At 65.7% G+C, this 14,026-nt stretch carries 10 protein-coding genes; 6 read left to right on the top strand and 4 right to left on the bottom strand.

Annotated elements, in window-relative coordinates; all coding sequences use genetic code 11:
• Positions 1–137: 137 nt before the first annotated feature.
• From VJS38_RS00350 to mdlC, 3 genes are read right to left on the bottom strand one after another with little or no spacing between them, the layout of a single operon-like run.
• The gene (locus VJS38_RS00350) at positions 138–1,079 is read right to left on the bottom strand and encodes a 2-dehydropantoate 2-reductase (RefSeq protein ID WP_324086171.1); all 942 of its coding nucleotides are present in this window, start codon (positions 1,077–1,079) and stop codon (positions 138–140) included.
• Between the two features lie 31 nt (positions 1,080–1,110).
• Positions 1,111–2,559, bottom strand: a complete 1,449-nt coding sequence (locus tag VJS38_RS00345) for an aldehyde dehydrogenase (RefSeq protein ID WP_324086170.1) — start codon at positions 2,557–2,559, stop codon at positions 1,111–1,113.
• Positions 2,560–2,614: 55 nt separating this feature from the next.
• A complete protein-coding gene (mdlC, locus tag VJS38_RS00340; protein WP_324086169.1) occupies positions 2,615–4,234 on the bottom strand; it encodes a benzoylformate decarboxylase in 1,620 nt (539 codons plus the stop codon).
• Positions 4,235–4,849: 615 nt separating this feature from the next.
• On the opposite strand from mdlC, the gene VJS38_RS00335 reads away from it, so the two are divergent.
• The 6 genes from VJS38_RS00335 to VJS38_RS00310 all read left to right on the top strand — a co-directional run bounded on the left by VJS38_RS00335 (position 4,850) and on the right by VJS38_RS00310 (position 12,748).
• A complete protein-coding gene (locus tag VJS38_RS00335; protein ID WP_324086168.1) occupies positions 4,850–7,237 on the top strand; it encodes a TonB-dependent receptor in 2,388 nt (795 codons plus the stop codon).
• A 115-nt stretch (positions 7,238–7,352) separates the two neighbouring features.
• On the top strand, positions 7,353–7,760 hold the full coding sequence (locus tag VJS38_RS00330) for a nuclear transport factor 2 family protein (protein WP_324086167.1): 408 nt from the start codon (positions 7,353–7,355) through the stop codon (positions 7,758–7,760).
• A gap of 220 nt (positions 7,761–7,980) precedes the next feature.
• Positions 7,981–9,009, top strand: coding sequence for a carbon-nitrogen hydrolase family protein (locus VJS38_RS00325; protein WP_324086166.1), 1,029 nt, complete (start codon positions 7,981–7,983; stop codon positions 9,007–9,009).
• A gap of 24 nt (positions 9,010–9,033) precedes the next feature.
• Complete coding sequence (locus tag VJS38_RS00320) at positions 9,034–10,086, top strand: phenylacetaldoxime dehydratase family protein (RefSeq protein ID WP_324086165.1); 1,053 nt, start codon at positions 9,034–9,036, stop codon at positions 10,084–10,086.
• 208 nt (positions 10,087–10,294) lie between these two features.
• On the top strand, positions 10,295–11,287 hold the full coding sequence (locus VJS38_RS00315) for a helix-turn-helix domain-containing protein (RefSeq protein WP_324086164.1): 993 nt from the start codon (positions 10,295–10,297) through the stop codon (positions 11,285–11,287).
• 192 nt (positions 11,288–11,479) lie between these two features.
• On the top strand, positions 11,480–12,748 hold the full coding sequence (locus VJS38_RS00310; protein WP_324086163.1) for an MFS transporter: 1,269 nt from the start codon (positions 11,480–11,482) through the stop codon (positions 12,746–12,748).
• Between the two features lie 72 nt (positions 12,749–12,820).
• Here VJS38_RS00310 and VJS38_RS00305 read toward each other — a convergent pair.
• On the bottom strand, positions 12,821–14,026 hold a 1,206-nt coding region (locus VJS38_RS00305), incomplete at its 5' end, for a Rieske 2Fe-2S domain-containing protein (RefSeq protein WP_324086162.1).

Genomic DNA, 14,026 nt, shown 5'->3' with positions numbered 1-14,026 from the left:
ACCATCTCGGCTCGACTGACAGGCGTCGTGCGGGCATTCCTATGCAGGTTCATCCGGTCCCCCGAGACTCAGCTGAAGTGTCGCAACAACAGCCTTCCCGGTCCGGACCGGATGGACAACCTACTGAGAGCTCACAGCTAGGTGCTTGAATTTCCGGCCGCCTTTGCTCGGGCCTCGATCAGGCGCACGAGGCCGAGCAGCGCTTCCGTGTGCGGGACGGCGACGCCGCGGCGGCGGCCTTTCTCGGCCACGGCGCCGTTGATGGCGCCGATCTCCGTGGGCCTGCCGGCCAGCACGTCCTGCAGCATCGAGGGCTTGTGGCCGATGTGATGGGCGATGGCGTGCGCGACGGTCTGGCGGCAATGGTCCGCATCCGCCGCGATCCCTTCGGCTCGCGCGACGGCGACGACCTCGTCGATCACCGCCCCGGCCAGCGCCATCCCTTCGGGGACCGCGCCGAGCTGGTCCACGGAGCACCCGGTGACCGCGCAGAGGCTGTTGAGCGCGGCGTTGAAAGCCACCTTCTCCCAGACCGCCGTCCACACCGTGCGGTCCAGCGTGCAGCGCAGTCCGGCGCGGGAGAGCGTCTCGGCGACCTTGGCGACGCCGGCATGCTCGCATTGGTCGGCCGCCATGATGCGAACGCCGCCGGAGCCGTGCGAGCGTACGTGCCCTGGGCCTGCGACGTCCGCCGGCCAGGTGGTCGTGCCGATGAGGATCCGTTCGATCGGCGCAAACCTCGAGACCGTCTCGACATTGCCGAGGCCGTTCTGCAGCGTGAGCACGAGGGTGCGCGGACCGATGAGGCCGGCGACGCCTGCGAGTGCGGACGCCGTGTGCAAGGTCTTGGTGAACACGACCAGCAGGTCCGGCTGCGCCGTCGCCTGCTCGGGACGGCAGGCCGTCAGCGAGCGGATTCGGCGGTCGCCGGCGTCGGTCTCCAGCCGCAGGCCATGGTCGCGGATGGCGCGGAGATGCGCGTCGTTGATGTCGAGAAGCGTGACCGCCTCTCCGCTTTCCGCAAGGAGACCGCCGAACAGGGAGCCCATCGCCCCCGCACCGAGAATTGTGATGGTCATCGTCAGTCTCGCGGCCGCCGGAACGGGGGTCTTAAAACGGATATTGGCGCGCCGTCTTCTGGACGGTCATCCAGCGAAGTTCGGTGAACGCGTCGATTCCCGCCTTGCCGCCGAACCGGCCGATGCCGCTGCCCTTGACCCCGCCGAAGGGCATCTGGGCTTCGTCCTGGACGGTCGGGCCGTTGACATGACAGATGCCCGACTGGATGCGGCCGGCGACCTCCATCGCCCGGGCGAGATCGCGGCCAAAGACGGCGGCCGCCAGGCCGTAGTCGTTGTCGTTCGCACAAGCCACCGCCTCTTCGACGCCGGACACCCGCACGATCCCCTTGACCGGGCCGAACGCTTCTTCGCGGAAGATCCGCATCGTCGGCGTCACGTGGTCGAGCAGGGTCGCCGGCATCAAGGTGCTGGCGGCCTTGCCCCCGGTCAGCAGCTTGGCGCCCTGCGCCAGCGCATCCTCGATGAGCGCGTTGCAGCGCTCCACGGTGCTCATGTCGACGACCGAGCCCAGCACCACCGGTCCCAGGCGCGGATCGCCCAGCGGCAAGGCGGCGGCGCGGGCGCCGAGCTTGGCCACGAATTCGTCGGCGATCTTTTCGTCGACCACGATGCGTTCGGTGGACATGCAGATCTGGCCGGAATTGGCGAACGCGCCGAAGGCGGCCGCATCGACGGCGGCGTCCACGTCGGCGTCGTCCAGGACCACCAGCGGCGCCTTGCCTCCCAGCTCCAGCACCACCGGCTTCAGGTGCTTGGCGCAGGTTGCGGCGATCAGCCTGCCCACATGGGTCGAGCCGGTGAAATTGACGCGGGTCACAGCCGGCTGCGCAATCATCGCTTCCACGACGCCGGCCGCATCGGCGGGGGCGTTCGTCACGAAATTGACGACTCCGTTGGGGAACCCCGCTTCCTGCAGCGCCTCGACGATGAGGTTGTGCGTCGCCGGGCAAATCTCGCTGCCCTTGAGAATGACGGTGTTGCCGCAGGCCAATGGCGTCGCGATCGCGCGCACGGCCAAAATCACCGGCGCGTTCCACGGGGCGATCCCCAGCACCACGCCGGCGGGCTGGCGCACCGCCATGGCCAGGGCGCCCGGCACGTCCGAAGGAATCACCTCTCCGCCGATCTGCGTCGTGAGGGCGGCCGCCTCCAGAAACAGCCCGGCGGCCAGGTGCACGTTGAAGTCCGCCCAGTTGGCGGGCGCCCCCGTTTCCAGCGCCATGGCCGCGGTAAACTGTTCGGCCTTGGCTTCCAGAGTTCGCGCGGCGTTCATCAGCAGCGCGCGGCGTTCGCCCGGACCGGTGCGCGACCACGACCGGAAGGCCTCGGCCGCGGCGTTCACGGCGGCGACGGCGTCCTCCGGGGTGGCCGCCGGCGCGACCGTGGCGACCTTCCCGTCGAGCGGGTTGCGGCGCTCGAAGGTGGCGCCGTTGCGGGCTTGAACCTGTTCGCCGTTAATCAGCATCGAGATCTTCATGGGTTCCTCCGCGAATGCTGTCTTTATCTTGGCGTCGTGGGGCGAGTGCGGGTGGTCAGGCGACTTCGACTTCGACCAGGTTGGGCGCGTTGCTGGCGAGCGCTTCGGCCAGCACGTCCCGCAGTTCGGCGGCGTTTGAGACGCGTCGCGCGGCGCAGCCCATGCCCGCCGCCAGCGCCGGGAAATCGAGGCCGGGCAGGTCCGTGCCCTGCACGATCTCGCCCGCCGAGAAGCCGAACACGGGCGCGAAGTCCTGCAACGCGGCATAGCGGCCGTTATTGAGGATCACGAAGGTGATCGGCAGTTTGAGCTGGGCGGCCGTCCAAAGCGCCTGGATGGAGTAGAGGCTCGATCCGTCGCCGATCAGTCCGATGACCCGCGCGTGGGGCTTGGCGAGGGCGACGCCCACCGCGGCCGGCATCCCATAGCCCAGGCCGCCGCTGTCCATCGTGTAGAAGGTCTCGCTCCTGGTCATGGGCAGGCAGGCGTGCATGACCGGACGGGCGCTGGGCGCTTCTTCGACGACGATGTCTTCCGGCTTGCGCACCTGCGCCAGGCTCTGCAGCGCGTAAGCGACCGTCATTGGCGCGGAGGGGCCGGCCGCAAGTCTTGGCGCGCGTGGCGGGGGCGGCGGCCGGGGCGCGCGCGCAGGTCGCGCCAGCAGGTCTTCAACGCCCAGCCTTACGCTGCCGACGGCGGTGACGCCGACGGGCGTCCAGGCCGCCGTGTTCGGATCGTCGACGATCTGGAACAAGGACGCGCCGTCCGGGATGTGCGGCCCGGCGCCCTCGACATGATAGGCGAACACGGGGGCGCCCAACACGAAAAGCGCGTCGTGGTCGGCGAGAAGCGCGACGATCCGCTCGCGCATGGCGGGGAGGAAGCCGGCGAACAGGCGGTGGTCTTCGGGAAAGCTGCAACGCCCGGACATCGGCGCCGCCCAGACCCGGGCGTTATGCCGCTCGGCCAGTGCGACCACCTGGTCCCACGCGTTGTCGCGATCGACCGCCGCGCCGACGATGAGCGCCGGGCGTTCGCTGGCGTCGAGGGCCGCGCCCATCGCCTCCATGATGGAGGGTTGCGGCCGTATCTGGGTGCTGACCAGGCGAGGGGCGATCAATTGCGCCGGGCGATCCCAGTCGTCCACCGGCACGGAGACCAACACCGGTCCGCGCGGCGGCGTCATCGCGATATAATAGGCGCGGGCGATCGCCTGCGGGACGTCTTCGGCCCGGGCCGGCTCTATGCTCCACTTGACGTAGGGTTTTGGCAGCTCGGTCGCCTGGACCGAGGCCAGAAACGGATCGAAGGGCAGAATTGAACGGGCTTGCTGGCCGGCGGTGATCACCATGGGCGTGCAGTTCTTGTACGCCGTGAAGATGTTGCCCATCGCGTTGCCGACACCGGCGGCGGAATGCAGGTTCACGAAGGACGCGTTACGCGTCGCTTGCGCAAATCCGTCGGCCATGCCGACGACGACTGCCTCCTGAAGTCCTAGGACGTAGCGAAGATCGTCCGGGAAATCACGGAACAGCGGAAGCTCGGTCGAACCCGGATTGGCGAAAACCGACGTCATTCCGAAGCGACGCAGCAGATCTATGACCGCATCGCGGACAGTCACGAATTCTGAAGATTCGTCCGTGCCGCCGGCGGCAAAGAGAGGGCGTGATGACATTCCAATACTTCTCGTGAGCGTGCCGCGATCCGCCGTCCAGCCCCGGGCGCGCCAGCCGATGCGCCGGAGGCCCGCCGGCTGAGGATCATGCCGCAGCCAGATCATGCCATCTATTGTTTATTGGCGAAAAAGTCATAACCATTCCACATGGGGTGGGGGCGCCAAGAGGGCGTCGGCAGGTCGGTGTTCAGGCCGCCGTCGCGGAATCGGCTGTCACGTTGACGTCGGCGCCTACAGAAGAGCCCGCCCGGCGCCTGCTCCGGGACTAACGCGCGGACCTGGAAATTCAATTGTGCTCGCCTGGAACGGCGAGGGCCGCACGCCTGTCGTCTGGACGACGTCGTGGAAGGCCTGGAATCAATCGATCCAGAGGTGGTGCGCCGCGGCTTGAGGCGTCCGATCTATTGGCGGCTATTGAATCCAGGTGGTCCGGTTCGGTCGCCTTAGGCGCGAAGTCCGCCTTCAACTCTCGCTGTTTTGGCTTGCGGCGTTCCGCTCTGAACAACAGCGCGCTCCGCATCAAGCAAGACGCCTGGGGCAATGCTCCTGATTATATCGGCAACTTCGGCCACCGGCGCTGCCGGCTAAAGCTGACCAACATCAGGGGGGCAAATAATGCGCGCGCACCGGAAATTTAAGCAGTGGTGTCTATCGTCAGCCAGTGCGTGGGCGGCGCCGGCTCTGCTGCTCGGCTCGACCGCGGCGACGACGGCGATGGCGGCGGGCGCTGACGCCCCGCAACCGGGCCAGGCGTACGCGCTCGAAGAGATCACGGTGACCGCGCAGAAGCGGTCCGAAAATCTGCAGGACACGCCCATCGCGATCACCGCGGTGACCGGTGCGACCCTCGAGGCCAAGGGCCGCGGCGACATCGCCGAACTGGGCCAGATGACGCCCAACCTGGTGTTCAACACGACCGCCCCCGTGAGCGGCGTGTCGTCGGGCGCGGTGGTGTTCATCCGCGGCGTCGGCCAGACCGATTTTCAGCTGACCACCGACCCGGGCGTGGGCACCTATATCGACGGCGTCTATGTCGCCCGCTCGGTCGGGGGCGTGCTCGACGTGCTCGACCTCGATCGCGTCGAGGTGCTGCGCGGGCCGCAGGGGACCCTGTTCGGCCGCAACACGATCGGCGGGGCGATCAGCCTCGTCACCCGCGAGCCGTCGGCCGACTTCCAGGGCAGCGCGAGCGTCACCGGCGGTTCCTATAATCGCGCGGATCTGCGGGTTTCGGTCAGCGGGCCGGTGTCGGACGACGTCCGCGTGGGCCTCGTCGCCTCGTCGAAGAATCGCGACGGCTATGTCCGCGGCCTGCTCGACAACCGCGATCTCGGCAACATCAACCGGGATTCGGCGCGCGCGACCCTGTTGTACAAGCCGACAGGCGGCTTCAAGGCGGTGTTGACGCTCGACGGCACGCGGATCCGCGAACAGAACGCCGCCGACAAGCTGGTCGGCGTCACGCTGACGGCGCCCGGCGCGCCGACCCGAACGGACTATCGGCTCAACCGCGGCGCCAAGACGGTCGACACCGAAACAGTCGCCATTCCGCCGGGCAATCCGTCGCTCGCCTTCCTGTACAACCTGGTCGACGCTCCGACGCTGGGAACGCCGCCTTATGACGGGCGCTGGATCACGCCTGACCTGAACCGGACCTATGCGACGGGCCCCAACGGCACGAAGCTCAACATCTGGGGCACGGCGCTGACGCTCGAGCAGACATTGCCGTTCGATGCGACGATCAAGTCGATCACCGCCTATCGGTCGACCAGCGGCAGCTTCAATCGCGACGCGGACGGTTCTCCGCTCAAGGTGACCGAAAACCACAACTTCGACTATCAGCAGAAGCAATTCAGCCAGGAACTTCAACTCACCGGCGATGCGATCGACAAACGTCTCAAATATGTTGGCGGTCTCTATTATTTCCGGGAAACCGGGAACGACTTCCTGGACGTCACGCTTCCGATCGCCTTCGGAAACCTGACCAACTACACCCTGGTGAAGAACAAGAGCTACGCCGCCTACGGCCAGCTCAATTTTGCGATCACCGACACCCTGGGCTTGACCGGCGGCGTCCGCTACACCGAGGACAAGAAACAGTATCGCGTTCCGGTCGGCACGGGCGCAATCACGAACGGCCTTTTGGGCCTGTTCGGGCCGCCGGGAACCGTGACGCCGTTCGTGCCTGCCGGCACCTACAACAAGTCCTTCAGCAACACCTCGTTCAAGGCTGGCGTGGACTGGAAGCCCAATCGCGACACCCTGGCCTATTTCAGCTTTTCGGAGGGCTTCAAGAGCGGCGGCTTCAACACCCGCTACCTGGTGCCCGTGCCGGCGATCGTCTCCTACGATCCCGAATTGCTGACGACCTATGAGGTCGGCTTGAAATGGGAGGGCTTGGACCGGCGCCTTCGCCTGAACGGTTCGGTGTTCCACTCGAACTATCGCGACATCCAGCTGACCGTCTACGAGGAGGGGGCGCCGATCACGCGCAACGGCGGCTCCGCCCGGATCAACGGCGCCGAGCTTGAATTCACCGTGCTGCCGGTGGAGCGGCTCACCATTTCCGGCGGGCTCGGCTATCTCGACGCCAAATACACCGAGGTGCCGACGGTGGACCCGACCCGTCCGCTGGATCAGCAGATCACGCGGGACAAGGAGCTGGCGAAGACTCCGAAGTGGACGCTCAACGCCCGGGCGGAATACCGTGTGCCGGTGTCCGAGCGCGGCGAAATCCGGCTGGCGGCCGACTGGATGTATTCGAGCCACGTGCAGAATGATGCGATCAACTCCAAGTACCTGTATCAGGCAGCGTATTCGCTCGCGAACGCCTCGATCGGATACTGGTTCAATGACGGCCAGTGGAGCCTGACGGCGTTCGTCGATAACTTGACGAACAAGCGCATCATCGAGAGCGGGGACTCGAACTACTCGATCGGCTTCCACGAGGCGAACTTCAATCGCCCGCGCGAGTACGGCATGACCCTGTCGACGCGGTTCTAGGCGCCAGCCGGCGAAGCAGCCGCCGCGCCGGATCTTCATTCGTGGCTTTTCGGGCAAAGAGAGGGGCTCGCTTGTGGCGCGGCCCCTCCTCCAGGCCCTGCAGAGGAGGGTGTCAATGTCGCTCAAGGCCATCGCGGAATCCTGGGCCAGGCTCTGGAGCCAGACCAACTCCGCCGCGTTCGCCAGCATTTTCGACGAGGCGATCGTCTATCGGGACAACGCCTTCGACATCCGTCGGGCGGGCCGCGCCGAGGTCGAAGAGCATCATCGGATCTGGCTGGCCGCCGCTCCCGATTTTTCCATAGAGATCGAGCGGCTGCACGAAAGCGGCGACACGGTGATCCTTGAGGGGCTCGGGCGCGGCGCCTTTTCCGGCGAGGATCTCGGCGGCGGCGCGCTGAAGGCCACCGGCAAGGCCTTCGAAGGCCGCCTGGCCGCGGTGATCGTCTGCGGCGACAGGGGTATCGTCAGATGCACCGAGTACTATGACCGGCTGCAGATGCCGGGCCTTCCGCTGGCCTGATGGCTGGAGGCCGCAGTTCGTTGTCGCAACTGCTTGTGACCAGATCGGCGTAGCGGGCGTGCAAGCCGCCATGCTGCGCGTGTGCCGCACCAAGCAAACGGAAGCGCCCCTGCGGCAAAGACCGCAGGACCTGCTTGGCGGATAAGACTCCGCGCGCGGCGGCATGCGGCCGTCCGGCCGGGACAAGAGTGGAGGGCATATGTCGCATAGGCTTCTTAAGGTGGCGGCGGTGCAGGCGGCCCCGGCGTTCCTCGATCTCGAAAAGGGCGTGGAAAAGACGATCGCCCTGATCGAAGAGGCGGCGGCAGCAGGCGCCAAGCTGATCGCATTCCCGGAATGCTGGCTGCCGGGCTATCCGTTCTGGGCCTGGCTCGACGCGCCGGCCTGGGGCATGCAGTTCGTCGGCCGCTATTTCGAAGCGTCGATGACGGCGGACGGCCCGGAGGCGCAGCGGATCGCCGCGGCGGCCGCGGCGAACGGCGTCTGGGTCGTCCTGGGCTACAGCGAGCGTTGCGCCGGCAGCCTCTATATCGCGCAACTGCTGATCGACGATCACGGCCGCATTGTCCATGCGCGGCGCAAGCTCAAGGCGACGCATGTCGAGCGGACGATCTTCGGCGAGGGCGACGGCAGCGACATTCGCGTCCATGCGACGCCGCTCGGCCGGCTCGGAGCGCTGTGCTGCTGGGAGCATCTCAACCCGTTGACCAAATATGCCATGTACGCGCAGGACGAGCAGATCCACGTCGCGTCCTGGCCCAGCTTTTCGCTCTATCAAGGCAAGGCGTTCGCGCTGGGGCCCGAGCTGAACAATGCGGTGAGCCAGGTTTACGCCGCCGAAGGGCAGTGCTTCGTCGTCGCGCCGTCCGCAGTCGTGTCCCAGGAGATCGTGGATACGGTGTGCGATACCGATATCAAGCGCGATCTCCTTCCCCTCGGCGGCGGCTATTCTGTCATTTATGGACCTGACGGCGCGCTGCTGTCGGAGCGATTGGCGCCGACCGCCGAGGGCCTGGTCTACGCCGACATAGACCTTTCGGCGATCGCTTTCGCGAAGGCCGCTGCCGATCCGGCGGGGCACTATTCGCGGCCTGACGTCGCCCGGCTGCTGTTCAATCCGGCTCCGTCGGCGCGCGTGGAGCGGCTCGACCGCGGTTCAACCCATCGCGATCACAGCGCCATCTTCGCCCAGGAGGCCGGAGCCGAGATGCCGGCCCAGGCCGAAGGTGACGCGAAGCTCGTTCTGTAAGCTCCACCGGAAGGCAAGCCCCGCATGGAATCGGCGATCCCCCCGCACCTCCGCTGCCCGCGCCTGCGGCCCAAGCGTTGCACGGACGATTATCAGCCGCCGGTCGCGGCGTGGACGGCGCGGGGCGAGGCCGCCATCGAACGGGTGGTGATGGCCTATTACGGGGTGCAATGGCGGCCGGGCGAGGAGGCCCGCGCCGCCGACGCCAGCCTCGCCATCGCCGGCCAGCTGAAGAACGCCCCAGGCGCAACCGCGACGGAGCGCGCCCGCTACGTCGATCCGCAGGGCTATGAAAACCTCATCCAGATCGCCTACTGGACCGACGTCGAAGCCTACCGTCGTTTCGCCAAGGACGCGTCGGTCGAGGCATGGTGGAGCGCGCCCGAACGCGAGAGCGCCGGCGTCGGCGTATTCCGGGAGGTGTTCACCCCGCGGATCAGCCATCTGGAGACCCTGTTCAACGCCACGGACCAACTTGAAGGCATCGGCGCCCTGCTGGGCAGGCTCAGCGACAGCGATGTCCAGGAACATGGCTACTGGGGGGGCATGCGCGATCGCATCCCAAGCTCCCAGGTCGATCCGCTGGCGGCGTCCGGCACGCTCTCGGTCTATCCCGACGCGCGCCCATCGCGCGTGCGGCTCGCTGGCCATGAGAATGTCGCCGTCATCCGTTCGGCTCAGGACTGGTCGAAAACCAGCGCAGCCGAGCGCGATCTTTACGTGACGAACATGCAGCCGACCCTACGGGCCGGCATGGACTTCCTGAGCGGGCAGGGACTGGAGATCGGCTGCTACGCCAATCGCCTGCTGCAGAACGTCGACGCGGACGGCCGTCCGCTCGATCGCGCATTCGGTCTCAGCTATTGGCGCTCGCTTGGAGACCTGGAGACGTGGGCGGAGCATCATCCGACCCATATCGCCATCTTCGGCGGCTTCATGGAAATGGCTCAGGCCCTTCAAGGCCAATTCGACCTGCGCCTGTTCCATGAAGTCTGCGTGGTGAAGGCGGACGAGCAGCTGCTCGAATACATCGGCTGCCACAGCGCGACCGGCATGCTCGCGGCGATCGACAGCTGACGTCGCGGTTGTTCCGGCCGTATCCTGGGCCGGTTGGGCGCCGGTTGATCAGCAGGCGGGCACGTCGGTTCTCAACGGAGGCGCTGGCCCAGATTTCGGACTTGTGAATGTCCGCGGCCATTGAAAACAGCCGTCGATCATGGTCCTTGTGACAGTTCCCTGACAGCCGCGTGCTGTCCGGGTCCGCGCGTGAGCGATGGGCGGTCGGATGGAGCACGGTCATAGCGGCAAGCGGATGGGCATGATCGCGTCGCCCACGGTGCAGACGCGCACCCATCAAGCGACCACCCTGTCCTCGTGGCGGGACATGGTGCGCGACCTTTTGAACGACATCTACTGTCACCGGCCGGGCGGAGGCGATTTCAGAGGCTCCATATCCAGCCGAGATCTGCTTGAAACGCGTTTTGTTCAGATTTCAGCGGATAGTCACAGGGCGTCTTGCGACAGCAGTCGGATGTCCAGAGGCGACCGCGACTATGTCCTTCTAAGTGTCCTCCACGAGGGCGAGGCGAAAATATTCCAAGACGACCGTGAAGCGACCTTAGTTCCGGGCGATATCGCGATCTATGACGCAGGCAGGCCGTATCAGTTTGTCGTAAACAAGCATTTTGTTCAGACCGTTGTCCGTCTTCATCGCGGTGATCTCGTCCGACGGATTCCTAACGCCCATGACTTTACCGCCCGTCGCGTCGCCGGCGACAAGGGCCTGGGGCGGATAGCGTCTGCCCATATTCGCGAGGTGTATAACCAGATTGATCATATAGGCCCGGAAAATGCGCGGGACGTTCAGATGGGCCTGCTGAACATCATTGCTTCCGCATTGTCCGGGCCGGAGGCGGTTTCAGGTGGGGTTTTCCGCGAGCACCATCAATATTTGCTGCGGCGCATCATGTGGTTCGTCGAAGAAAACCTCTTTGACGAGAATCTCTCGTGCGAAGGCGTGGCCGCGGCGCTCGGAATCTCCGAACGGTATCTGCGCAAGCTCTGTTCAACCAGCGGCTGCAGCCTGTCGGAGCGTATTCTCAATCGCCGGCTGGAAGAAGCCGGCCGGCGCCTGTCTCATGGAAACGCCGTAAAGACGCCGATTACGTCGATCGCGTATGATTGCGGTTTCAAGGATGCTGCGCATTTCAGCCGCGCCTTCAAGGCGAAGTTCGGCATGACGCCGCGAGACTATCGGAACGTTCCGGTCGAAGCCTGAATCGGCGCCGTTTTCGGCAATCAATGGCTCAGGCGATTCGTAGAATAGAGCCCCTGTGACCAGCCGTCCCGGGTGACGGACCGGCACATGCGGGTGGGCTCTACGTGACCAGACACGCTCACATCCATACTGCGAACGACCGCGTCGCCAGACCGACGCGGCCAGCTCGCCCCAGCTTCCAGGGGAGTCCATATGAGAATCGCCAGCGGCGCTGACGTGCGTGCGCACGCCGCCAAATATGAATTCAACGTCGTTCTATTGCTGGCGCTGGGATTCGGGCTCGTTGGATTGGACCGCTGGCTCGTCATGCCGCTCGCCCCGCAGATCATGCGGGATCTCAAGCTCGACTATCAGGATCTGGGTAATCTCGGCTCTGCGGTCGGCCTGTCCTGGGGCATATTCGCGATCCTGATGGGCGGCCTCGCCGATCGCGTCGGGCGCCGACGCATCATCATTCCCGCCATCGTCCTTTTCTCCCTGCTGTCCGGAGCGAGCGGCCTGGCAGGCGGTCTAGGCATGCTGCTCTTCGCCAGAGCGCTGATGGGCGTGGCGGAAGGCGCCTATTGCCCGGCAAGCTTCGCCGCGGCGATCGACGTGTCGCCGGAGCATCGGCGCGGTCTCAACCTGGGCGTCATTCAGGGATGCTTTTCCCTGTTCGGGCTGGCGCTCGGACCGATCATCGCGACCCAACTGGTCAGGGTGGTGCCCTCCTGGCGGGACGTTTTCCTGATCGTCGCAACGCCGGGCCTGATCGTGTCCCTGTTCATGTACAAGGTCCTGCGCGACCAGCCCGCCAACCTGCCCTCCACAGGCGTTCGCCACGGCGGGATGTATTCGCAATGGAAGGACGTGCTGGTCCACCGCAATCTGCACGTCGCGGTCCTTGCGATGGTTTGCGCGATGGTCGGAGTTTTCGTGGTCGGATCCATGACGCCCGTCTTCCTGACGGACGTGATCGGATTTGACGGCCCGACGATGGGAATTGTCATGTCGGGTCTTGGGTTCGGCGGTTTCGTCGGCCAGATAACCTTGGGCGGCGCCTCGGACATTGTTGGACGCAGGCCGGCCCTGATGCTGGCCTTCGTCGTTGGCGCGGCGGCGCTGGTCTGCATAGTGACGGTCGCCCGGTCCCCTGTCCTGCTGTTCATCCTGCTCTTCGCGGCGGCCTTCTGCTGCTGCGGGGCCGCCGCCTTGCTGGCCGGCGCGGTCGCCGGCGAAGCGGTGCCCCCCAGCCTGTCGTCGACGGCGGTGGGGATTGTCGTCGGTCTGGGCGAGATCCTCGGCGGCGGCCTCGCACCCAGCGCCGCCGGGCGGATTGCAGTGACCGCGGGACTGCCCGCCGCCATGCTCGCGGTGGCCGGCGTGCTGGCGGGCGGCGCGTTGATCAGCTTCTTCCTGCTGGAAACGGCGCCGCGGTTGAAGCGGTCGCCCGACTATTTCGAGGTGGACCTCGCCCGCTGATTGGCCCGGCCTCCGCGGCTTCCTGGTGGCGATCCAGAAGCCGCAGATGGCGCGGCTCAGCCCGGGGCGCGTTCAATCGCTTGAGGCAAGCGCGGGCTCGGCCAACGAGTCCGCAGCCTTTTCGACCCAGCAGGTGGCTTCGACGAGGATGCGGCGGTCCTCTTCCTTGAAGGCCACGCCGGCCGGGTCTCCGCCTTCGGCGACGATCTTCGCCTGCTGCTTCCACAGGCGCCGCTGCTTCACCAGCCCCGTATCGGATGTGGCGAGATGCTCTTCCGAGTGAAGCGTGATAACCCCTTGGCCGACCTGCGCCTCATAATCGCCCGGATAGAGCTGATGCTCCTCGGGCGTCAGCTCATGCCAGGCTTTCTTTTCCGGGCCGAAGCCCAGGAGCTTGGCTTCGGCAGCGCCTGTATCGGACGCGGGCGAAGCCTCGTCCTCTCCCAAAAAAGCTTTGGCCATGACATTGAAATTGGGATCGGCGCGATATCGCGTCAACGGGATAGCCATCGTGTTGCTGTCGTCGATCGGGATCCAGAACAAGAGCCCTATTTCGTTGGGTCCTTCCGTCAGGACCGAGGGGATGCCGATGATGTTCGGCATCAGCATCTGTTCGATCCGCACATAGGTCTCCCCATTGCCGAGATCGCGCCTTGCGGTGGTCAGGATCGAATATCCGTTTGGCGAAGTTGTCCACTCGACCTCCGGAAGATCGGGACTGAACTTCGAAGAAGAAAGCTGTGGGCCGCTGTTTCTGGTGTGCAGAATGGGGAGATGGTAGTGATCGGTCGCGTTGTCGAAAGCCTGATACCAATTGTGGGGCAACAGGGCGGGACCGACCACTTCAGGCGCGTCCGGTCCCCCTATCGCAATCACCGTTTCGTCGTCCGCGAGATTTTCGAAGCATGAGAAGATGGGGAAGAGGGGCTGGCGGTCGGGCGGCCCCATGTAGGTCCACACCGCGCCATGGTGTTCGACCACCGGATACCAGGGCTGGCGCAACTTGTGCTTGTTGCGCCCGCCGTCGGGCTCGCAGGGCTGGTCCAGCACCTCGCCCTGCGGGCTGAACTTCCAGCCATGATAGCAGCAGCGGATGCCGTCCTCCTCGACCTTGCCGTAAAAGAGCGTGGCGCCGCGGTGGATACAGCGCGGGGTCAAAAGCCCCGCCTCGCCCTTCTGGTTGCGGAACAGGATCAGATCCTCGCCGAAGCGGCGGATCTGCCGCGGAACCGTCGTCGCCTCCGATGACAAAGCGATCGGCTGCCAGTAGCGGCGCAG

The organism is Phenylobacterium sp. (assembly GCF_035276905.1).
GTDB lineage: Bacteria > Pseudomonadota > Alphaproteobacteria > Caulobacterales > Caulobacteraceae > Phenylobacterium.
This window is presented reverse-complemented; position numbering and strand designations above follow the sequence as displayed.